The 23,321-nt window shown below is 34.3% G+C and carries 15 protein-coding genes; 8 read left to right on the top strand and 7 right to left on the bottom strand.

All coding sequences use genetic code 11. The features are described 5' to 3' along the window. Positions 1-81: 81 nt before the first annotated feature. Entirely contained in the window at positions 82-411 is a 330-nt protein-coding gene (locus tag GSY47_RS00335) for a HesB/IscA family protein (RefSeq protein ID WP_012023267.1), read from the bottom strand. 333 nt (positions 412-744) lie between these two features. On the opposite strand from GSY47_RS00335, the gene GSY47_RS00330 reads away from it, so the two are divergent. The 4 genes from GSY47_RS00330 to GSY47_RS00315 all read left to right on the top strand — a co-directional run bounded on the left by GSY47_RS00330 (position 745) and on the right by GSY47_RS00315 (position 6,429). Then, positions 745-1,671 carry a hypothetical protein gene (locus tag GSY47_RS00330; RefSeq protein ID WP_179000716.1) on the top strand — a complete coding sequence of 309 codons (927 nt, stop codon included), beginning with the start codon at positions 745-747 and terminating at the stop codon, positions 1,669-1,671. Positions 1,672-1,742: 71 nt separating this feature from the next. Further along, entirely contained in the window at positions 1,743-2,600 is an 858-nt protein-coding gene (locus tag GSY47_RS00325) for an MBL fold metallo-hydrolase (RefSeq protein WP_179000714.1), read from the top strand. Between the two features lie 247 nt (positions 2,601-2,847). Next, on the top strand, positions 2,848-4,485 hold the full coding sequence (locus GSY47_RS00320) for a S8 family peptidase (protein WP_179000712.1): 1,638 nt from the start codon (positions 2,848-2,850) through the stop codon (positions 4,483-4,485). Between the two features lie 63 nt (positions 4,486-4,548). After that, positions 4,549-6,429, top strand: a complete 1,881-nt coding sequence (locus GSY47_RS00315; RefSeq protein WP_179000710.1) for a M1 family metallopeptidase — start codon at positions 4,549-4,551, stop codon at positions 6,427-6,429. 391 nt (positions 6,430-6,820) lie between these two features. On the opposite strand, the gene GSY47_RS00310 is transcribed toward GSY47_RS00315, so the two are convergent. After that, positions 6,821-7,759: an L-threonine 3-dehydrogenase gene (locus tag GSY47_RS00310; protein ID WP_179000708.1), complete on the bottom strand. Its 939-nt coding sequence runs from the start codon at positions 7,757-7,759 to the stop codon at positions 6,821-6,823. Positions 7,760-8,068: 309 nt separating this feature from the next. Between GSY47_RS00310 and GSY47_RS00305 the strand changes: the two genes are divergently transcribed. The 4 genes from GSY47_RS00305 to GSY47_RS00290 all read left to right on the top strand — a co-directional run bounded on the left by GSY47_RS00305 (position 8,069) and on the right by GSY47_RS00290 (position 13,664). Beyond that, positions 8,069-8,695, top strand: coding sequence for a hypothetical protein (locus GSY47_RS00305; protein ID WP_179000706.1), 627 nt, complete (start codon positions 8,069-8,071; stop codon positions 8,693-8,695). Then, complete coding sequence (gene mfd / locus GSY47_RS00300) at positions 8,688-12,053, top strand: transcription-repair coupling factor (protein WP_179000704.1); 3,366 nt, start codon at positions 8,688-8,690, stop codon at positions 12,051-12,053. Before GSY47_RS00305 ends, mfd begins: the two co-directional genes overlap by 8 nt. Positions 12,054-12,069: 16 nt before the next feature. Next, positions 12,070-12,948: a hypothetical protein gene (locus GSY47_RS00295; RefSeq protein WP_179000702.1), complete on the top strand. Its 879-nt coding sequence runs from the start codon at positions 12,070-12,072 to the stop codon at positions 12,946-12,948. 161 nt (positions 12,949-13,109) lie between these two features. Next, positions 13,110-13,664, top strand: coding sequence for a DUF5683 domain-containing protein (locus GSY47_RS00290; protein WP_179000700.1), 555 nt, complete (start codon positions 13,110-13,112; stop codon positions 13,662-13,664). Positions 13,665-13,729: 65 nt separating this feature from the next. Here GSY47_RS00290 and GSY47_RS00285 read toward each other — a convergent pair whose 3' ends face one another. From GSY47_RS00285 to GSY47_RS00265, 5 genes are all read right to left on the bottom strand, one after another. Further along, the gene (locus tag GSY47_RS00285; protein WP_246611231.1) at positions 13,730-15,910 is read right to left on the bottom strand and encodes a glycoside hydrolase family 97 protein; all 2,181 of its coding nucleotides are present in this window, start codon (positions 15,908-15,910) and stop codon (positions 13,730-13,732) included. A 50-nt stretch (positions 15,911-15,960) separates the two neighbouring features. Continuing rightward, complete coding sequence (locus GSY47_RS00280) at positions 15,961-17,343, bottom strand: alpha-amylase family glycosyl hydrolase (protein ID WP_179000698.1); 1,383 nt, start codon at positions 17,341-17,343, stop codon at positions 15,961-15,963. A 104-nt stretch (positions 17,344-17,447) separates the two neighbouring features. Further along, positions 17,448-18,530: a SusE domain-containing protein gene (locus tag GSY47_RS00275; protein WP_179000696.1), complete on the bottom strand. Its 1,083-nt coding sequence runs from the start codon at positions 18,528-18,530 to the stop codon at positions 17,448-17,450. Positions 18,531-18,544: 14 nt separating this feature from the next. Further along, positions 18,545-20,053, bottom strand: coding sequence for a RagB/SusD family nutrient uptake outer membrane protein (locus GSY47_RS00270; protein ID WP_179000694.1), 1,509 nt, complete (start codon positions 20,051-20,053; stop codon positions 18,545-18,547). A gap of 8 nt (positions 20,054-20,061) precedes the next feature. Next, positions 20,062-23,274 (bottom strand): TonB-dependent receptor, encoded by a 3,213-nt coding sequence (locus GSY47_RS00265; RefSeq protein ID WP_246611230.1) that lies wholly within the window; start codon positions 23,272-23,274, stop codon positions 20,062-20,064. Between the last annotated feature and the right edge of the window lie 47 nt (positions 23,275-23,321).

The raw sequence follows: 23,321 nt of genomic DNA, 5'->3' as shown, positions 1-23,321 counted from the left end.
GTTGATTTTAAAGATTCAAAGATTTAATCTGAGAAATTTCAAAGATTAAATCTTTATTAGTCTTGGTATTCTCTTTGTATTTTATAGTGAAAATGATTCACCGCAGCCACAAGTTCTGCTTGCATTTGGATTATTGAAAACAAATCCTTTTCCGTTTAATCCGCCAGAAAATTCTAAAATAGTTCCAGCTAAATATAAAAATGATTTTTTTTCAACAGCAATTTGTATGTCGTTATCAACGAATATTTTATCGTCTTCTCCTTTGGTTTTGTCAAATTTTAAATCATAAGACAAACCAGAGCATCCACCGCTTTTTACGCCTACTCTTACATAGTCGCTTGCGGCGTCAAAACCATCATCAGTCATCAAGTCGATGATTTTCTTTTTGGCAGTATCAGAAACTTTTATCATTGTTCTTAGATGTTTGTTTTTTAATAAGCCTTTTTCTTCTGTAGAGAATTTAGTACAGATTTAAAACGCTAGTTTTCAATGTTAAATAGAAATTGTCTGCAAAGATACGACTTAAAAACCTTTTTCCATAACGGTTCACATTATTATAACAAATGTTAAAATAGATATTACTTATTTTGATAAAATCCAGCCTCTAAAAAACGCCTAAAATCAGAATCTGGTAATTTTTTTCTTTTAAGCTGCAAATATCGTTTGTAAATGTTAAAAAACAAGTATTTATACTCATTACAAGGAAAATTTAATTGGTACTTTTGCAAAAAATTGTGAATAATTATGAAAAAACAAAATAAAATTGCTTGGTACAAACCCTTATTCATATTAATTTTTGTTTTGGGATTAGGAGCATGCGTATTGGTTTTTAGTAATGAGTCTGAGTATAATGAAAATCTACCTAGAGAAACTGGTGTACTAGAAGAATTCTTATATGAAAATAAAGAAACAAAGGAGCAAAAAAATATTTTAGATTCGTTAATTACATTAAAAGCGGCTTATGATATTGCAATCCAAGAAAAAACGGCTTTATCTGAGCGATTAGAATTGGAACGAAGAAATGTGGAGAATTTAATGGAGATTATTAAAACGTCTCAAAATCCTTCATCAGCACAACTTAAAGTATTCCGATCACAGCTTTCTGAATCGAAAGTATCATTAGAAAATAAGATAGCAGAGATTAAAAAACTGAAATCTCAGAATAAAAATTTATTGACAGAAATTGAAAGCCAAAATGTTGTAATGTACAAACAAAAGGCTGAAAATGATACTTTGATTTTAAAACAAAAGAAACTGGAATCGACATTGAAAGATGCATCGAAACTTTCGTTAAGTAATTTTAAAGTTATTGCACTTCGTGAAAAAAATTCTGGTGCAGAATTGGAAACAAACAAAGCTAAAAACACGAAAAAACTAAAAGCAACTTTCACTGTTAATGGAAATGCAGTTGCCAAAACGGGTAAAAAAGTCTTTTATATTCAAGTTTTAGACCAAAAAAATACGGTTCTAGGAGATAATAAATTGATTGAGTTTGGAAATGATAAGGCTTTGGTTTATAGTTTTATTGTTAGTACAGATTTTCAAGGTAAATCGGTTAATGTTTATGGCATTTTAAATGCAAACGAAAATCCGTTTAAAAAAGGGACTTATTTTGTTAATTTCTTCGATAAACAAGAAATTATGGGAAGTGCTTCCATCACACTAGAATAACAGTTTTAAGAGTAATTTTTAGTAAAAGGGGTTTGTATTTCCTAGCTTTGTTCTTTTAGAAAATCTTACTCATGAAACTTTACCCAATCGAATCTGGAAATTTTAAATTAGATGGAGGCGCTATGTTTGGTGTGGTTCCGAAAACAATTTGGAACAAAACAAACCCTGCCGATGCTAATAATTTAATTGATATTGCCGCACGTTGTTTATTAATTGAAGATGGAAATCGTTTAATTTTAATTGATACCGGAATGGGCGATAAACAATCTGAAAAATTCTTTGGATATTACTCGCTTTGGGGATCACATTCCTTAGATAAATCGTTGGCAAAATATGGTTTTCATCGCGATGATATTACAGATGTTTTTATGACACATCTTCATTTTGATCATTGTGGCGGAAGTGTGCAATGGAATTCAGATAAAACGGGTTATGAACCTGCTTTTAAAAACGCAAAATTTTGGACCAATGAAAATCATTGGGAATGGGCGACAAAACCTAATGCCCGTGAAAAAGCTTCTTTTTTGTCTGAAAATATTCTGCCAATGCAGGAAAGCGGACAGCTAAATTTTATTGCAAGACCAGAATCCGATTTTGGTTTTTCGGCAGCATTAGGTTTTGAAATTTATTACGTTGACGGGCATACCGAAAAACAAATGATTCCTTATATCAAATACCAAGACAAAACAATTGTTTTTTGTGCCGATTTATTAGCTACAGCTGGACATATTCCGCTTCCTTATGTTATGGGTTACGATACAAGACCCCTTTTGACAATGCCGGAAAAATCAAAATTTTTGAATTTGGCTGCAGATCAAAATCATTATTTATTTTTAGAACATGATGCACATAATCAAATCATAACAGTTGAACATACAGAAAGAGGAGTTCGTTTAAAAGAGGTTTTTAGCTGTGAAGAGATTTTTTAAAGTATTATAATAGATGTTTATAATTTTATTAATTACAATTTGAAGAAGAGACTGTCAATATGGACAGTCTTTTTTTTTAAATTCATCAAAAAAGATTTAGCTTTAGCTAAAGAAAAAACTTATTGTTATTAAACAATCGATTAGAAAAATAATCAAAATTTCATAACACATTGTTAATGGTTAGTTTTTTGTAACAAAAAAGTATAATTTAGACCCATCTTTTAACTTTACAATTATTTATAGATACATGAGTCATATAAAACCTCTTAAATTATCTGCTTTTGCATTACTTGTATTAGCAGGTTGCAGTGCAAGTTTGCAAGCACAAAAAGCAGCACCAAAACAGCCAATTGTTGCTCCTTTGGCAGTGGTTAAAAAAGCACCAGTTAGTGAAAATGAATTAAAAAGATGGAGTCATTTAGATTTAGTAAAAGATTCTATTCCAGGAATGAGTGTAGACAGAGCTTGGGCTGAATTACTGCAAGGTAAAAAAGGGCAGAAAGTGATTGTAGGTATTGTAGATTCTGGTGTAGATATCGAGCATGAAGACCTTCAGGGAATGATCTGGACTAATACTAAAGAAATTCCAGGAAACGGAATCGATGATGATAAAAATGGTTTTATCGATGATATTCATGGATGGAACTTTCTTGGAAATGCGGTTAATGAAAACCTTGAAATGACGCGTATCGTTAAAAAAGGTGATGACGGTTCTGAACAATATAAAGCTGCCTTAGCGCAATATACTGAAAAGTACGAAGAAGCTCTTAAAGATAAAGAACAAGTAGATATGTTACTTGATATTCACAATACAATCAAAAAAGAGCTTAATAAAACTACATACAAAATTGAGGATTTAAGCGCGGTAACATCAACTGATCCTAAAGTTCAAAGAGCTAAAGCTATAATGACTCAGATTTTCACAAATGCTGGGCCAACTTTTGATCCAGAAGCTGATTTTGGAGAATATAAAGAACAAGTTTACGATCAATTAAATTATAACTTAAACAAAGAGTTTGATGGAAGAAAAATCGTAGGCGATAATCCAGAAGATATTAAAGATGCTCATTATGGTAATAATGTAGTTTTTGGTCCAGACAAAGAAAAAGCACTTCACGGAACTCACGTTGCTGGAATTATTGCGCAAATTCGTGGGAATAATTTAGGTGGAGACGGAGTAGCTTCGCCAAATGTTGAGATCTTAACTGTAAGAGCGGTGCCAGATGGTGATGAGTACGATAAAGATATTGCTTTAGCAATTCGTTATGCTGTAGATAATGGCGCGAAAGTAATCAACGGAAGTTTCGGAAAAAGCTTTTCTCCACACAAACAATGGGTTTATGATGCTATTAAATATGCAGCTAAAAAAGACGTTTTAATTGTTCATGCTGCAGGAAACGATGGTTATAATATTGATGAAGCAAAAAACATCAATTATCCAAACGACTCTGAAGACAACGTAAAAGAATTTGCAGACAATTTAATTACAATTGGTGCAATCAATAAAGAATACGGCGAAAATGTGGTTGCAGGATTTTCAAACTTCGGAAAAATCAATGTAGACGTATTTGCTCCAGGAGAAGAAATCTATGCAACAGTTCCAAATAATAAATACAAATATTTACAAGGAACTTCAATGGCATCTCCAAATGCAGCAGGTGTTGCAGCATTGATTCGTTCTTACTATCCAAAATTAAAAGCTTCTCAAGTTAAAAAGATTTTAATGGATTCTGGAGTTGCACTTCCTTCTAAAGTGGTTTTAGGAAAAGGTGAAAATCCAGGAGAAAAACCAGCAGCTGTTTCTTCTGTAGAATCATCAAAAACAGCAAAGATGGTAAACGCTTACAATGCTTTATTAATGGCAGAGAAAATGTCTAAAAAATAAACATAAATACACTATTAATCTAATGGAAGAGTTCGCGCTCTTCCATTTTCTATAAATATCAATATGCGAAAAATTATTTTACTTTCTTTCCTAAGCTTTGGTTTAAACTCAGCTTTTGCTCAAAGCACTTCCTATTGGCAGCAACATGCCGATTATAAAATGGAGGTTTCTATGGATGTAAAAAACTATCAGTATAAAGGAAAACAAGAATTGGTTTATACTAACAATTCTCCTGATACATTGAAAAAAGTATTCTATCATTTATATCCAAATGCTTTTCAGCCAGGAAGCGAAATGGATGCACGTCTTCATTTCATTAAAGATCCAGACGGAAGAATGGTAAATAAAACAAAAGATGCCAGCGGAAAGGATATAAAACAAAGCAGAATTGAGACTTTAAAACCAAATGAAGTTGGATATTTAAAAATCACAAACTTCAAGCAAGATGGTGCTGTTGCTCAAACAAGAGTTTCTGGAACTATTTTAGAAGTGACTTTAGCAAAACCAATTCTGCCTAATTCTAAAACGACATTTACATTAGATTTTGATGGACAAGTACCAGTTCAGATTCGTCGTTCAGGAAGAAATAATTCTGAAGGAATTGAACTTTCAATGTCACAATGGTATCCAAAATTAGCCGAATTTGATTTCGAAGGATGGCACGCAGATCCATACATTGCGAGAGAATTTCATGGAGTTTGGGGGAATTTTGACGTAAAAATTACAATCGATAAGGAATACACAATTGGTGGCTCAGGATATTTACAAGATAAAAATTCAATCGGACATGGTTATGAAGATGCTGGTGTAACGGTGGTTTATCCTAAAAAAGCAAAAACATTAACATGGCATTTTATTGCGCCAAATGTTCACGATTTTACTTGGGCAGCAGACAAAGATTATGCACATGATATTGTAAAAGGACCAAACGATGTCGATTTGCATTTCTTTTACAAAAACACACCAAAGGTGGCAGAAAACTGGAAACAGTTGGAGCCTTTAATGGTAAAAGTTATGGATTATTATAACAACAGAGTGGGACAATATCCATACAAACAATACTCCTTTATTCAAGGCGGAGATGGCGGAATGGAGTATGCAATGTGTACTTTGATGTTAGGAAACGGAACGCTTGAAGGAATTCTGGGAACTGCAACACACGAGTTAGGACATTCTTGGTTCCAGCATATTTTAGCTTCAAACGAATCAAAACACCCTTGGATGGATGAAGGTTTTACAACTTACATCGAAGACAGTGCTTTGAATGAATTAAAAGGAGATAAAAAAGAAGTAAATCCGTTTAAAGGAAATTATAATGCTTATTACAATCTGGTAAATTCTGGTAAAGAACAGCCTCAAACAACGCACGGAGATCGTTATGACGAAAATCGTCCATACAGTATTTCATCTTATATTAAAGGAAGTATTTTCCTTTCACAGCTAGAATATGTTATTGGAAAAGAGAATGTTGACGCGACTTTGAAAAGATATTTCAATGATTTCAAATTCAAGCACCCAACTCCAAATGATATCAAAAGAACAGCTGAAAGAGTTTCTGGAGCTGAGTTAGACTGGTATTTAACAGATTGGGCACAGACAACCAATACAATTGATTACGGTATCAAAGATGTTGCTGACAACGCAGGAAAAACAACCATTTCCTTAGAAAGAATTGGAAGAATGCCAATGCCAATCGATTTGAAAGTGGATTATACAGACGGAACTTCTGAAAATTTCTATATTCCGTTAAGAATGATGAATTTCATTAAACCAAATCCAAACCCAAATCAAAAAAGAACGGTTTTAGAAGATTGGGCTTGGGCACAGCAAAACTATAGTTTTACAATTGACAAAAACAAAACAGCAATCAAAAAAATCACTATCGATCCAAGCGGATTAATGGCTGATGTAAAACAAACAAATAATGTTTTTGAAGTGAAGTAATTCTTCAAACAAGAATAAAAAAGTCCCGTTTATTAATTTAAACGGGATTTTTTTAGTTTCAGGAGCATCACAAAAGGCATTTTAATATACATGGTTCCCGCTCTCGGCTATATCTCGCTGTTGCCCGACGTCGAGCCAGCAAGGATACCGCCTCCATCGGGGCTAGATACAAACAATTGGCTTTTTTTAAAGATTTATTATAAAAACGTTTACTTTTTTAGTAGAAGATTAATTGCCTCCAGCTTTAGCTGGAGGAAGAAGATTTGAAAGGCAAAGGGCTTTAGCCAAACCACGACAGTTTTGGCTAAAGCCCTTTGCTTGAATTCATTTTACATCCAGCTAAAGCTGGACGCTATTCAATCTTTTTATAAAATTAAATGGTTTTATTGATTTAACTCAAATGCTCAATCATATCTTTGGTCATCGATTCCAAATCAAATTTATGATTCCAATTCCAGTCTTCCCTTGCTGAAGAATCATCAATACTAGCCGGCCAGCTGTCCGCAATTTTCTGGCGGAAATCCGGATTGTAAGTGATTTCAAATTCTGGAATATGTTTTTTGATTTCGGCAGCAATTTCAGTTGGGGTAAAACTCATCGCAGCTAAATTGTATGAAGAATGTATTTTGATCTCTTCAACCGGTGCTTTCATGATATTGATTGTTGCATCAATGGCATCATCCATATACATCATTGGCATTTTGGTTTCAGATGATAAAAAGCATTCGTATTTTTTATCGGCAATAGCCTTATAAAAAATATCAACAGCATAATCTGTTGTTCCACCGCCCGGAGGAGTAGACCAGCTGATTAAACCAGGATAACGAATACTGCGAACATCTACACCATATATATTATGATAGTATTCGCACCATCTTTCTCCTGCTTGTTTACTAATTCCGTAAACAGTCGAAGGTTCCATTACAGTATATTGAGGTGTGTTTTCTTTTGGAGTTGTCGGTCCAAAAACTGCGATACTGGATGGCCAGAAAATCTTCTGAATCTTTTTAGCTTTTGCTAAATTTAAAACATGAAAAAGAGAATTCATATTTAAATCCCAGGCAAAAGCAGGATTTTTTTCGGCTGTTGCCGATAAAAGAGCTGCCATCAAATAAACATCGGTAATTTGATGTACTTCTACCAAATGTTCAATCTGGTTAAAATCTAAAGCATTGACAACTTCAAAAGGCCCTGAATTAACAACATCAGTATTTAATTTTCGAATATCAGAAGCGATAACATTTTCGGTTCCGTATAATTTACGCAGTTTTTGCGTCAGTTCTGTTCCAATCTGACCGCAGGCACCAATGATCAATATTTTAGGATTCATTTTCGATGATTTTTAGAGAGACAAATATAACGTTTTCGCAATTACTAGCGCTTTTTAGAATCATAAATTATAGATTCAATAATTAAAAACTTTTTTCGTTAGATTATTCTCTTTTACAGGTGTTTGTTTTTGTGCCTTTTTAAAATGGTTTTTAAAAGTTGCTTTTGGGATATAAAAGTGAAAGAAGTTCTTTTTTTTAACCGTTTAATCTAAGATAAAAAATAACCTTGATTTATAGATTCTTTAGCAAAAAACAGAATTCGTAATTGTAAATTTACTTTGTAACTTTGCACCCTAACATTTTATGAAATGAAATATAGAATAGCGCTGTTTTTACTTTTGATTTTTGTACTGCAATCTTGTCAAAATGAGAATGAAAAGCGTCTTGCTGAAAATGCAAAAGAAGCTAAGAAAAAAGAAAAAATCTTTAATAATATTAATAAGGGCTGGACTTTTATAGATGAACCCATCAATGAGGTTTCAGAAGAGAATATAAAAAACTGGGCAGAATGGCGTGATTTCTTAAAAGAAATAGGAGATAAACCTAGAAAAACGATTGGCGCATTTCAGAAAAAATCGGCAGCTATTTCTAAAAAGGCAATGGCTTTGAACAATAATATTCCAACTCAGTTCAATCAGCCTCAAATTAAAAGCCGTATTTCGATTTTAATTACTAAAATAAAAATGCTGGATTTGTTTATTCATTTAAACACTATTCCAGATGATAAAGTTGTTTTTCTGATTCAGGAAATCAATAAAGAACTGATTTCATTGGAAAGACAAATGGATAAAATTGTCGAAAAAGCCAAAATACCAAAAGAACAAGGAGAAGAAGATTTCTTGAGAATGTTAGATACAACGCGCGCGATACCGAATTCGAGTGCTCCACAGGTTCCTATACAACCAACAGATCAAAACGCATTAAAAGTTGAGTAAAAACGCCTTATATACAATTTATGACAATCTGCCGAAAGCGGAGCAGATTGCTAAAAGTTTACTGGAAGGAAATCAGGTCAAAATGAACCTTAACGGTTTGCTTGGATCTTCTGTTTCCTTTATAATCCGTTCCGTTTTTAAGAAAACAGAACTTCCTTTTTTAATTGTTTTAGACAACAAGGAAGAAGCGGCCTATTACCTAAACGATTTAGAGCAAATGATCGGAGAGCAGGATGTTTTGTTTTATCCCGCATCTTTTCGTCGTCCGTATCAGGTTGATGAAACTGATAATGCGAACGTTTTGCTTCGTGCCGAGGTTTTAAACAGAATCAATTCCCGAAAAAAACCAGCTGTAATTGTTACCTATCCAGAAGCACTTTTTGAGAAAGTAGTAACACGCCAGCAACTAGATAAAAATACTTTAAAAGTCGCTTTAAACGACAAAATTTCGATTGATTTTATCAACGAAGTTTTATTTGAATACGAATTTAAAAGAGTCGATTTTATTACAGAACCGGGCGAATTTTCAGTTCGTGGTGGAATTGTCGATGTCTTTTCTTTTTCAAATGATCATCCATATAGAATTGAGTTTTTTGGAAACGAAGTAGATAGTATCAGAAGTTTTGATGTAGAAACACAGCTGTCTGTCGAAACACACAAGAAAATTACAATTATTCCAAATGTTGAGAACAAGGTATTTCAGGAAAATCGTGAAAGCTTTCTAGATTATATTGCTGAAAAAACAGTTCTTTTTATCCAAAATACCGACGGACTTTTTAGTCAGTTAGATAAACAATTTGCCAGGGCAGAAGAAGCTTTTGAGAAATTATCAAAAGAAATAAAACACGCAACCCCGGAACAATTATTCCTGAATCAGGCGGCGTTTATCAAGAGAGCTTTAGATTTTTCTATTATAGAATTGGCTTCAAAACCAATTTTTAAGACAACAAAAAAATACGAATTTCATATTCAGCCTCAGCCATCATTCAATAAACAATTTGATTTATTGCTAAACAATCTGAGCGATAATCACTTTAACGGTTACAAAAATTATTTGTTCTGTTCGAATGAAACACAGGCCAAACGTTTTCACGATATTTTTGAGTCTTTGGACGAAGCCAATTCAGAAAATATCCGAAAACAATATCATACCATTGTATTGCCTTTATACCAAGGTTTTATTGATGAAGAAAATCAGATTACGGCTTATACCGATCATCAGATTTTTGAGCGTTATCATAAATTTAATATCAAAAACGGTTATTCTAAAAAACAGAATATTACCCTTAAAGAATTAACTGCACTTTCTGTTGGTGATTATGTAACGCATATCGATCACGGAATTGGGAAATTCGGCGGATTGCAGAAAATTCAGGTGGAAGGAAAAACACAAGAAGCCATAAAATTGGTTTATGCCGATAATGATATTGTGTATGTGAGTATTCACTCGCTTCATAAGATTTCGAAATACAACGGAAAAGACGGAACTCCTCCAAAAATCTACAAATTAGGATCCAACGCTTGGAAAGTTTTAAAACAAAAAACCAAAGCGCGTGTTAAACATATTGCCTTCAATTTGATTCAATTGTATGCCAAACGTCGTTTAGAAAAAGGCTTTCAGTTTGCGCCAGACAGTTATTTGCAAAACGAATTAGAAAGTTCGTTTATTTATGAAGATACGCCAGATCAAACCAAATCAACAGCAGAAGTAAAAGCTGATATGGAAAGCGATCGCCCAATGGATCGTTTGGTTTGCGGGGATGTTGGTTTCGGAAAAACAGAGGTTGCCATTCGAGCGGCTTTCAAAGCAGTTGATAACAGTAAACAAGTAGCTGTTTTGGTTCCTACTACGATTTTGGCGTATCAGCATTACAGAACTTTCTCAGAGCGTTTAAAAGATATGCCCGTTTCTATTGGCTATTTAAACCGATTTAGAACTGCAAAACAAAAAACACAGACTTTAAAAGACTTAGCAGAGGGAAAACTGGATATTGTTATTGGAACACATCAATTAGTAAATAAAAATGTAGTTTTTAAAGACTTAGGTTTATTAATTGTGGATGAAGAACAAAAGTTCGGAGTTAACGTAAAAGATAAATTAAAAACAATTGCAGCCAATGTTGATACCTTGACATTGACGGCAACACCAATTCCGAGAACGCTTCAATTCTCCTTAATGGCAGCACGAGATTTATCTGTAATTACAACACCTCCACCAAATCGTTATCCAATTGAAACGAATGTGGTTGGTTTTAATGAAGAAATTATTCGTGACGCGATTTCGTATGAAATTCAGCGAAACGGACAGGTTTTCTTTATCAATAACCGAATTGAAAATATCAAGGAAATTGCTGGAATGATTCAGCGTTTGGTTCCAAATGCCAGAGTTGGAATTGGCCACGGACAAATGGACGGCGCCAAACTCGAAGAATTGATGTTAGGTTTTATGAATGGAGATTTTGATGTTTTGGTAGCCACAACAATCATCGAAAGCGGATTGGACGTTCCAAATGCCAATACGATTTTCATCAATAATGCCAATAATTTTGGACTGTCCGATCTGCATCAAATGCGTGGACGTGTTGGGCGAAGCAATAAAAAAGCGTTCTGTTATTTCATCTGTCCTCCTTATTCATCAATGACCGAAGATGCGAGAAAACGTATTCAGGCATTGGAACAATTTAGCGAATTGGGAAGTGGTTTCAACATTGCGATGAAAGATCTTGAAATTCGTGGTGCTGGAGATTTATTAGGCGGAGAACAAAGTGGTTTCATTAATGAAATTGGTTTTGATACGTACCAAAAAATCATGAACGAAGCGATTGAAGAATTAAAGGAAAACGAATTCAAAGATTTATATCCGGAAGAAAATGATATTGATACCAAAGAATACGTAAAAGACATTCAAATCGATGCCGATTTTGAATTGTTATTTCCTGACGAATATATCAATAACGTTTCGGAACGTTTGGTTTTATACAACGAATTAGGCGCGATAAAAGACGAAGCTGGTTTAAAGGAGTACGAAAGAAAATTGATTGACCGTTTTGGGCCACTGCCAAAACAAGCGACTGCATTGTTAAACAGCATCAGAATAAAATGGATTGCAACGAAAGTCGGAATCGAGAAATTGGTCTTGAAACAAGGCAAAATGATTGGTTATTTCGTTTCAGATCAGCAATCCGATTATTACCAGTCGGTGAAGTTTAGGAATGTTTTGAATTTTGTTCAGAAGCATAGTAATCTTTGTAAAATGAAAGAAAAACAAACCGTAAACGGCTTACGTTTATTATTGACTTTTGAAAATGTGAAGTCTATAAAACGTGCTTTGGAATTGATGGAGTTGTTTGAGGAGTAAAATTTCAATTATTTATATGAAAGTAAAAAATATATTAATTTATATACTAATAATAAGTGCGGTTCTAAGCTGCAGTTCTGATAATTCTAATGATTCGGATGGTCAGGATTTTAATAAGAATTTATTAAAGTCTGTTACAGTTGAAAAAGGAGGTTATGAAGAGCTTTACAAATTTGAAAATGGATTTTTAACAGAAATAACGTATCGATCGGCAGATGGTGAAAATCAAAATTACAAATATGAGTATGATGCAGAAGGAAAAGTAATAAAGCAAAAATACAAATCAACAACGTATTCTCAATCTAATTCCTATGAATATGATAGTCAAAAACGGCTGATTAAGACTACTGTTGAAGGATCTGATGATTATATGACATTGGAATATACCAAGAATAAGGTAATAGTGACACACCATCGAGTACTGTTCCTTGATAAGCCACATACTTATGTTACTGAACTTAACACAGATGATACAGGAAGAATTTTAAAAACGATTGCTGTTAAGGGTTTTACAGACGAGAATGGTGAAGAAAACTATTCTACGACTGAATTTGTTTATGATACAAGAGGGAATATAATAAAAAGAATATCAAGTAATAGAACTAGTTATATTGATATTGAGGAAAATGAATATGATGATAAAAATAATCCATATTATTACAGCTTTAAAAAACTAAATCAAAGTTTGTATTATGTAATTTATAACACCCTTAGTTCACCTGCACTTTATTATTCTCCAAATAATAGAACAGCAATAAAATATGACGGAAAAATTTATGTAAAAGATAAAATGCTTTATAATTCAGAAAATTTTCCTGTAAAAAAGACCCATTATATTTATGAGGACGGAGTAAATCTTAACTCAGAAGATGAAATAATTTTGAATTATTACTAGTAAGATATTTTCTAATTAATGATCAAGGATTGCAACAAATTATTTTTAAATAATTCGTGAATTCGTGGCTAAAAAAATTTAAGTTTTCTTTATCTTTTATTTAAGAAAAATCTTAGAACTAAAAAGTTTTCTTTGATCCAAATTTTCAAAGACCACTTTATATGCAGAATCAACTTATTCTCCTATTTTTATTTTTAGGATTGACTACGATCTTCGCTCAGGAAAAAACTAAAACTATTTCAAATAATTCTATAAAATCAGAAAGTATTGATCCACTTCGTCCTGCAGAAGCAGCATTTTATTCAGCCGTTTTACCAGGTTTGGGACAAATTTACAATAAGAAATATTGGAAGCTTCCTTTAGTGTACGGAGCAATTGGTACAAGTGCCTATTTGTATGTTGATAATAAGAAGAAGTATAATTTGTATCGAGACGAATATAAAAGCAGACTGGAAGGAACGAAAAGTAATTCCGAATCTTTGTCTGGTTTAACAGAAAGTCAATTGATTACTATCCAAAAAGGGTATCAGAGAAACCGGGATTTATCTGCTTTATTTATGGTTGGATTTTATATCCTCAATATTATAGATGCTAATGTTGATGCCGCTTTATCGCAATTTAATGTAGACGAAAATCTAGCCTTTAAACCTGCTGTAATCAAAAATGAGATTACACTAAAGAGTGATTTTGGACTTGCTCTGAATTATTCTTTTTAAAAAGATAGCCACAAATTCACGAATTTTAATTTAGCTTAATTCGTGAATTCGTGGCAAAAAACATTTTATAATTTCTTCAATCCCTTTATTTCTGAAGTATTTCCTTCTTTAATACTGATGGCAACACCGCCGCCTGGAGCTAAATATTGCTTCAATTTAGTTTTTGAGTTTACAATAGCTTTAGTAACCGTATATTTCTGTGGATTTTGATTCCAATTGGCATCTTTAGCGTCAGCATAAATTGTTGCGATGAAATTTTTTCCAGCTGGTAAATACTCAAATGAAATGTTGGCTGTTCTAGAATTTTCATCTGTAATTCCGCCAATAAACCATTCGTTTTTGCCTTTTGCCTTACGGGCAATTGTAATGTAATCTCCAGGTTCGGCTTCCAGAATGTAACTGTTATCCCAATCTACAGCAACATCTTTGATGAACTGAAATGCATCTGGAAAGCGCTCATAATTCCCTGGAATATCAGCAGCCATTTGCAACGGACTGTACATGGTAACATAATAAGCCAGTTGTTTTACTAAAGTCGTATTAACTCGTTGCGTACTTCCTGTTCCATAATACGATAAATCAGTTTGGAAAATTCCAGGCGTATAATCCATTGGACCTCCCATTAATCTTGTAAAAGGCAAAATTGTAGTATGATCTGGAGCTAATCCTCCCATAGATTCAAACTCTGTTCCACGAGCAGATTCCTGAGCAATCCAGTTTGGATAAGTACGGTTTAAACCCGTCGGACGAACCGCTTCGTGACTGTTAATCATAATTTTATAATCGGCTGCACGTTTGGCAACATTGATATAATGATTTACCATCCATTGTCCGTCATGATGTTCGCCACGTGGAATAATTTTTCCAACATAACCAGTTTTTACGGCATCGTAACCATTATCATTCATAAATTGAAAAGCACGATCTAAACGACGTTCATAGTTTGTAGCCGATCCTGAAGTTTCATGGTGCATGATAATTTTTACACCTTTTGAAGCTGCATAAGAATGAACCGCTTTTACGTCAAAATCAGGATAAGCGGTTACAAAATCAAAAACCTCTTCTTTCCAGTTTCCAATCCAGTCTTCCCAGCCAATATTCCATCCTTCAATAAGAATCGCATCAAAACCGTTTTTAGCAGCAAAATCAATATATTCTTTGGCACGTTCTGTAGTAGCTCCGTGTTTTCCGTTTGGAGTAAGTTTGGTAAAATCGTCTGTTATTTTTACATTGTTTTCTTTTCCAAAAGCCCACGTACTTCTTCCTGCAACAAAATATTCCCACCAAATTCCGATGTATTTCACTGGTTTAATCCACGAAACATCTTTATAACTGGTTGGTTCATTAAGGTTTAAAATCAATTTAGAAGCTAAAATATCAGTAGCTTTATCGCTTACAACAATCGTTCTCCAAGGTGTTTGTGCATCAGTTTGCATATAGCCTTTTGCGCCAAGGACATCTGGTGCCAAATGACTGATCATTTTATTGTTCACAGGATCAACTTCAAGATACATGGCTGGATAATTGATTAATCCGGCTTCGTGAATGTTGATGTATAAACCATCGTTTGATTTCATCATGGATGGAGTTTGTACAGACAATGCTGCGATTGGCTGCTGTGCATTGATTTCGATTGTTGCTTTTTTCATCAACGAAGGAATCTCCGAAATTTTTGATGTGGTATAAGCATATTCGTTGGTATCATAATCTCCCGGAATCCAGAAAATTTTATGATTGCCAGCCAGATTAAATTCAGAACGTTCTTCTTTAATTACAAAATAACTTAACTCGTTTTGTTTTGGAAATTCATATCTAAATCCCAATCCGTCATTGAATAAACGGAAACGAATGCGGATATATCGGTTATTGTTTTTCGCTTGCGTTAAGGTGACAACCAATTCATTGTAATGATTACGAATTGTTTTTTCTTCTCCTAAAACCGGATTCCAGTTTTCATCAACAGAAGATTGAGCAGTATTTGTAATAGAAAAACCATCCATAAACGAAGTTCCGTTTTGAATTTCCAAACCTAACGAACTTGGTTTTATAACAGGTTTTTGTTTATATGATAATTGATAGGAAGGAATACCACCTTCTTTTAATTCAAATTTTAAAGAAAGATTTTTGTCTGGCGAAGTTATTTCCTGTGCCCTCAGTGAAAATACACTCAGAAATACAAAAAAAAAGACCGCAGTTTTTCTGACCAAACGAATTTGGAACAGGATTTTTTTGGATTGAAAATTCATGTGTTTATTTAGTTTTGTGCAAATTTAGGTTTTAAAGTTGCATTTGAATATTAATTTTTCAATACTAAATATTGAAAAGGCTGAAGCGTTACATCTGAACCAAGAGTTACAGAAGCTCCTGTAAAGGCATCTTTCCAGTTTCCTTTTAATGTATTTGGAATAAGATGTTTTACTGCAGAACTGGTTAAATTAGAAAGGACAAAAACTTTTTCGGTATCTTTTTCCATAGTAAAAGCACTTACGGCATCACTGCTGTAACCTGTGTATTCTCCAGACTTAATTGCTTTACTGGTATTTCTAAAAGCAATTATTTTTTTGTATTCGGCAAGCATTTCAGTGTCGGCGGTTGACCAGTCAATTGGTGTTCTGGCGAAATAGTTTAATCTTTTATCGTATCCAATTTCTTGCCCGTTATAAATCATTGGAACTGATTTTAAATATGCTGCGACTACAAAAGTTGCAATAGAGCCTTTTTTACCTCCAAAAAGCTCCAGTGGTGTTCCGTCAGAAAGGTTTACGTCGTGATTGCTTGTGTATCGAACGACTCTGTTTGCTGAATCATAAACATTAGCATATTCTGTAGCATTGGAATTCTGAATCGTTGTTGCCGATTTATTTTCTTTGAATAATTGTTCGATAGTATAAAAGAAATTGAAACCAAAAGTATAATCAAAACCAGAAGCAAAATGATTGTATTTTGAACCCTCAGCGAGCATTAAAATAGTTTGGTTTTTTTTAATTTTTCGAAGTTTTGTTATGGCATCTGCCCAGAAATTGTTCGGAACAAAATCGGCATAATCGCATCTGAAACCATCAATATTCGCATTGTAAACCCAGTAGGACATAGCATCTATCATGGCCTCTTTCATTTCTGTATTGTTGAAGTTTAACTGTGCCACATCATTATAATTGGTTCCAGGCGGAATAATGATATTACCGCTCGCATCCTGCTGATACCAATCTTTGTGTTGTGTAATCCAAGCATTGTCCCATGCAGTATGATTCGCGACCCAGTCTAAAACAACAGCCATATTTTTCTTGTGTGCTTCTTCTACTAAAGTCTGCAGATCTTGCAAAGTTCCAAAATCAGGATTAACGGCTTTATAATCTTTAACAGCATAAGGAGAACCCAATTCACCAGTTGCTTTTTCTTTTCCAACAGGATAAATAGGCATTAAGTAAATCACATTTGCCCCCAATTCCTGAATCTGGGTTAATCTGTCCTGAACGCCTTTTAAGTTTCCAGCCTGACTAAAAGCACGAATATTTACCTGATAAATTATAGCATCTTCTTTTTTGGGCATTTTATCAAAAGGAGTACCGTATTGTGTATAAGGAGATTCGGGAGTTTTGTTACCGTCATCAGAAGAACTGCAGGAAATAAAGGCTAAGGCTAGCAGAAATGTATAAACTATTTTTATGTTTGATTTCATGTTTCTTTGAATTTTGTTGTAATAGTCAAGAGTTTAAGATAGCCTGCCTTTCGCTCAAAAAAGGCAGGTATCACTCAAACTAATCTAGCTTATTACATGTTAGATTATTTTTTAACTATCGTACAAGTTGCGGTTTTTGGGTAACCATTGCTTACGGGATCTGCTTCATCAATTTTAAAAGTTACTTCATAAACTCCTGCTTCAGGGATATCATAAGCACCTCCATTATCTAAATTGATTGTGTTTGTTGAAGGGTCTGCTGGCCCATAATTGATAGTCCAACTATTGTTTAGTCTAAATTTTAACGCTCCTGTTACTAAATTAGCGGTAATTTTCCATGTTTTTGTTTGATAATCGTAGCTCATAGGAGTGCTATTATCCCATCCTCCAGCTTGAGAGGTTCCAACAATTCCCCAAGAATAAGGCGTTGCAGACCATTTTAAAGTATTCAAATTTACTTTGACTTGGAAAGAACCTTCGCCAGGAAGTGCAAAATCTTTAGTGCTCATATTTATCATATCTGAGTTTGTGGCGCCGGCTCCATAAAATTGTGCCCAGTTTCTTTCCGTGTTTAATTTAAATACTGGTCCGTAACCCGGTAATACCGTAATGTAACCTTGATAAACCCCTTTTGCGATAGCAGGTAAAGAATTGGCAATATCTACATTCCATTCTCCTTGATATGCACCCGGCATATAAATTTCGCCAAAAACGACACTCTTCTCATACGGAGTTACTGTCAAAGTAATTGGATTGGAAAAAACTTTGCGATCCATAGCCGCTTCCACACGTACGACTAGTTTGCCTTCAACATCTATTGGAAGTCCTAAATCGACTGCAATTTTATTTAATTCCTGACCAATTAGAGTTTTGCTTAAAACATCTGTACCAACTTCAATTCGTTTCGCTTTCAGCCAAGCGTTGGCGCCACTGGTATCTCCAACTAAGTCAAACTGTAAAGCATAAGTCACGGGAGCATCAATTGGAAAAGTAACTTCGGGCCATGAAACGAGTAAAACTTGATCATCTGCAGTGTCTTCTGTTAAAACAATTTTTGTAGACGAAACAGTTATTTCCGATGGAAAACTAACAGATTTCAATGTTGTTAATTCGGCGTCGTTTTCGCAGGAAGAACCCAAAAAAAGCAAATTGCCAAGTATGAATAATTTATTAATATATTTTTTCATGATTGTTTTTGTTTTTAGTAACCAGGGTTTTGTTTTAATCCACGATTAGCATCTAAAGCTGAAGTAGGAATTGGGAACAACTTTCTGAAAGCAGGAGATGCAGGTCTAAATTCATTTGCTAATAAAAATTTGTCAAAGCGAATCATATCTTGTCTTCTGTGCCCTTCCCAGTTTAGTTCAAACCCTCTTTCGTTATAAATATCTTCAAGAGTTGGGTTATGATCTAATGCATCTAATCCTGCACGTACTCTAATTTGATCAATAAAAGGTTTTGCAACTGCAGCATTTCCTAATCGAGCATTACATTCGGCCATCATTAAAATAACATCGGCATATCTAAAAATCGGAAAATCATTAGAAGCACCTCCGCTTGTTCTTGGTGCGACAGGATAAAATTTTACATTGCGAACTCCTGCTTGTGGATCTGCTCCTGGATTGTCTAATGAAGCAACATCTAATGTATAATTGAAGCCACCTGGTTGTTCTCCAAACAAAAACTGTTTTCTGCGAATATCATTTGCATCATATTTTAGGAAAAAAGCTTTAGGAACAATTGTACCATTCCAACCGCTGAAACCAAATAAAGCTTGAGCATGAGCACCGTACAAACTGCGAACAGCATAAACGTTACGAGATACAATATCTAAAGTTGCATAGATTGGAAGAATAGTTTCGTCCTCAGGAAGTACGTCTCCAAACAATTCATAATACTTGCTTCCCAAAGGATTTGAAGCATCTGCAGCCCCTGAATGAAGTGTAAAGCCTCCGTCAGCGACTTTATTACAAGCTGCTAAAGCTTCATTCCATTTTGGAGTCCCAGTATACACTTCTGCATTTAGATAGACTTTTGCCAGCAAAGTATATCCTGCCCATTTATTGAATCTTCCATAATAATTTCCTCCTCTTGTACCTGACAATAATTCAACGTTTTCCGTTAATTCTTTTACTATAAAATCATAAACTTCCTTACGGTTTGACTGTGGAATTTTATCAACAGTAATATTATTATCAGTGAAGAAAGGGACATTGCCATAATCATCAATTAATAAATAATAAAAGAAAGCTCTTAATGTTTTAGCCTCAGCAATTTTTGAAGCCTCAGCATTTGATTTTTCTAATAGACTGACCGCAAGATTAGCACTGAAAATTGATTTGTAAAGCCAGTTCCAAGTATTGTTGATAATGAAGTCTGTAGGCAGCCATTCGTGTTTATGCAGACGAGCAAAATCCATCTGCCAGTCACCAGTATTTCTATGCGGAATAACCTGTTCATCAGAAGACATACAGTTCATGTCGTACCATCCGTTATCTGCGCCAGCATAACCCACACCAGAAGCGTTGTCTCTTACAAATTCGCCAGGAACTTGAGCATATACACTTGCCAGTGCAATATCAGCTCCTTCTGGAGTTCCGTAAAAATCTTCTGCAGGATATTTATCATACACATTTTCGTCTATATCTGTACAGCTAAAAAGAGTCAGGAAACACAAGCTTCCTGTTATCAATATATTTTTAAGTTTCATGTTTTTTACTATTTAAATTTTACAGTCAAACCAAACGCCACGCTTCTTGTACGAGGATAAATTCCTCTGTCGCCTCCAAAGTTATCTTCAGGTCTGCCACTTCCGCTTACGTTCAATTCTGGATCAATACCTGAATAATCCGTGATTAGGAATAAGTTGTTTCCTGTAAGTGAAAGTCTAATAGTATCAATGTATTTATCTGTGAAACGGAAAGTATATCCCGCTGTAAGATTTTCTAAACGAATGAAAGAACCGTCTTCTAACCATAAATCGGAACCGTAAGGAGAAGTGTAAATTCCTTGATCAACAGCACTTGCCAAAACATTCGATTTACCTATGTTTTCCAATCGGCTTAAGTTTGAGCGTAATCCGTTGTAGATTTTATTTCCTCCTGAACCTCTTAATAGTAAAGACGCATCAAAGTTTTTATATCTGTATGATGGATTAAAAGCAAAAGTATAAGTTGGTAAAGCAGAACCAGCATAGTAACGATCTGGACTTTTTACACCTTGATCAATTACACCATTCCCGTCACGATCCAAAACAGTTTCAACATTATTTTCATTTTTTCCGGTATGTTCCAAAATGTAAAAAGCACCAATTGGTTTTCCTTTCACTAAATAAGAGTTTGCAGCTCCCCAAGGAACATAATCAGTATTTAAAGGAACGCCGTTAATACTGCCATTTAGATTAAGAACTTCATTTTTCATAAAGGAAACATTTCCTCCTAAAGTAAGGGTGCTGTTGTCTGATTTAATTACATCATAAGCAAGTGATACCTCAATACCTTTATTCGAAATACTTCCAACATTTGCTTTAATAGTTGGATAAGGATACGGAGGTTGGGGTACTGTGTAATCAAACAAAAGGTTTTCTGTTTTAGAAGTGTACACATCAACAGTTCCTCTTAATCTATTGTTTAATAAAGCGAAATCAATACCTAAATTGGTTTGTTTTTTAGTTTCCCATTTTAGATCGGCATTTGCATTTTGTGTAATTACATAGTTTGTAATTGGATTTCCTCCAAAATAAGTAGTACCGCTGCTGCCAACTAAAGACAATGAGTTTTGAGGGTAAAGTCCTTGCTGATTACCTGTTTCTCCATAACCGGCGCGAAGTTTTAACTCATCAAACAAGTTTTGGTTTTGCATGAAAGGCTCTTTGTGGATTTGCCATGCCACAGATGCAGAAGGAAAGTTTCCCCATTTGTTGTTTACTCCAAATACCGAAGAACCATCACGACGAATACTCGCTGTAACTAAATAACGGTCTAGCAAAGAATAATTTAATCTTCCTAAAAACGAAACTAAAGTTCTGTCATTTTTATAAGATTCAATATCTCCGGGACGAATCTTGGTTAAATCACCTAATTGAAGTGCATTGTAAGTAGCATCATCATTAATAAAACCTCTTACCTGTGCAAAATTTCCTTGGTACATTTGATTTTGCCATTCGTATAAACCTAACACGTTTATATTGTGTATGCCAAAAGTTCTTTTATAATTAAGGCTAAAGTTGGTTAATTTCTCATTTTGTCTTCTGTTTCGAACATTTCCGTAACCATTTTGATCAATTGCATAAGCACTTGTTGAAACTACAGGAAGATAATACCCTTCCGTTGTATTTGTTTTTCTCCAGCTTCCAAACCAGTTTGCAGTTAAACCTTTAGCTAAATCTAAATCAGCTTTCAAGCTTCCGAATATGTTATCATTTTCTGCATTATTGGAAACACTTTGTGCAGCAGCATACGGATTTAAATATTGGAACACATTCGAATCTGTAAAATAAGTGCCGTCAGTATTGAAAACAGGATCTGTCGGTCTAACTAAATAGGCATTTGTAATCAGATTTGATGTATAAGCTGCTGTTCCAATACTTTGAATAATACTGGTTGTATTGTTAATACCAGTATTTAAATTGAAAGTCAATTTTAATTTATCATTCAAAGCCAATTGAGTAGCCTGAATACGTCCGATGTATTTTTGATTGCTTGAATTAATTACAACTCCGTCTTGCAAAATAGCTGTTAACGAAGCTCTGTAATTAAATTTATCAGTTCCTCCACCAAAAGATAAAGTATGTGTTTGTGTAAGTCCTGTTTGAGTCAAAAGACCGTACCAATCTGTATTGGAACCGTGATTTGCAGATGCTGGAACGCCCACGCTTTGAGCTGCTGCCCACCATTCGTCAGCATTCAACATATCTAATTTTTTCGGAATAAAATCTAAGGAAGTAGAACCTGTATATTCCATTGTAGTTCTTCCTGCTTTATTCTTTTTAGTTGTCACAATGATTACACCAGGCGCGCCTCGAGAACCATAAATTGCAGTAGCAGAAGCATCTTTTAGAATATCATAACTTTCAATTTCGCTTGGCGGAACCTGATTCAGTAAGTCCATATTTCCCTGAATTCCATCTACCACTACCAAAGGATCACTTCCGCCAATCAAAGATGAAATTCCACGAATACGAACGCTTGGCCCTTGACCAGGCTCGCTCCCCAATTGAGTAATATTAACACCTGCCGCTTTTCCAGCAATTAACTGCAACGGATTTACAATAGCACCTTGATTCATATCTTTAGCCGCAATAGAAGAAACAGCTCCAGTAACATCTCTTTTTGATGCTGTACCGTAACCTACAACCACAATTTCCTGTAAATCGGTTGCATCTGGAAGAAGCTGAATATTGATTACACTTTGATTGGCCACTACTTTTTTCTCTTTGTATCCAACAAAAGAAACGACAATTACAGACTGACTGCTTTCGACAGTAAGCTTGTATTTTCCATCAAAATCGGTTACGATTCCGTTTTTAGTTCCTTCTTCAATAACCGATGCTCCAGGAAGAGGCAGGCCGTTTTCATCTGTAATTATTCCAGAAACAGTCTGCTTTTGAAATTCAATTCTTTCTGTTTTGAGTTCGGGTTTTTTAAGGATAATCTGGGTATCGCGAATTTTAAATTCGGTTGGAGTTCCTTTAAAAAGTTTATCTAAAACCACATATATAGACTGATCCTTTACAGAAATTGAAACGGTGCGATCCAAGTCGATATCATTCAATTTGTAAATAAATCTGAAGTCGGTTTTTTGTTCAATGGTCTCAATAACCTTTTCGATTGTTGAATTGTTTAATTCAAGGGTAACTTTTGTTTTTTGGGCATAAGTACTTGCTTTGATATTAAACATGGCGACCAAAATAAGTAGAGTAGTTAGTTTCAATTTTAGGTCATTTTGGAACAATGAGTATAGAAACCCATTATTCTTAG

The organism is Flavobacterium quisquiliarum, assembly GCF_019308285.1.
GTDB lineage: Bacteria > Bacteroidota > Bacteroidia > Flavobacteriales > Flavobacteriaceae > Flavobacterium > Flavobacterium quisquiliarum.
Note: the sequence above shows the minus strand (reverse complement) of the source record. Positions and strands in the feature narration are given on the sequence as shown.

Bases quoted from the DNA above. Each gene is read 5' to 3' on its own strand.
- GSY47_RS00325 (WP_179000714.1), top strand. From the start codon at position 1,743: ATGAAACTTTACCCAATCGAATCTGGAAATTTTAAATTAGATGGAGGC.
- GSY47_RS00310 (WP_179000708.1), bottom strand. From the start codon at position 7,759: ATGAATCCTAAAATATTGATCATTGGTGCCTGCGGTCAGATTGGAACA.
- GSY47_RS00305 (WP_179000706.1), top strand. From the start codon at position 8,069: ATGAAATATAGAATAGCGCTGTTTTTACTTTTGATTTTTGTACTGCAA.
- GSY47_RS00275 (WP_179000696.1), bottom strand. From the start codon at position 18,530: ATGAAAAAATATATTAATAAATTATTCATACTTGGCAATTTGCTTTTT.
- GSY47_RS00270 (WP_179000694.1), bottom strand. From the start codon at position 20,053: ATGAAACTTAAAAATATATTGATAACAGGAAGCTTGTGTTTCCTGACT.
- GSY47_RS00320 (WP_179000712.1), top strand. From the start codon at position 2,848: ATGAGTCATATAAAACCTCTTAAATTATCTGCTTTTGCATTACTTGTA.
- GSY47_RS00295 (WP_179000702.1), top strand. From the start codon at position 12,070: ATGAAAGTAAAAAATATATTAATTTATATACTAATAATAAGTGCGGTT.
- GSY47_RS00315 (WP_179000710.1), top strand. From the start codon at position 4,549: ATGCGAAAAATTATTTTACTTTCTTTCCTAAGCTTTGGTTTAAACTCA.
- GSY47_RS00335 (WP_012023267.1), bottom strand. From the start codon at position 411: ATGATAAAAGTTTCTGATACTGCCAAAAAGAAAATCATCGACTTGATG.
- GSY47_RS00330 (WP_179000716.1), top strand. From the start codon at position 745: ATGAAAAAACAAAATAAAATTGCTTGGTACAAACCCTTATTCATATTA.
- GSY47_RS00285 (WP_246611231.1), bottom strand. From the start codon at position 15,910: ATGAATTTTCAATCCAAAAAAATCCTGTTCCAAATTCGTTTGGTCAGA.
- GSY47_RS00290 (WP_179000700.1), top strand. From the start codon at position 13,110: ATGCAGAATCAACTTATTCTCCTATTTTTATTTTTAGGATTGACTACG.
- GSY47_RS00280 (WP_179000698.1), bottom strand. From the start codon at position 17,343: ATGAAATCAAACATAAAAATAGTTTATACATTTCTGCTAGCCTTAGCC.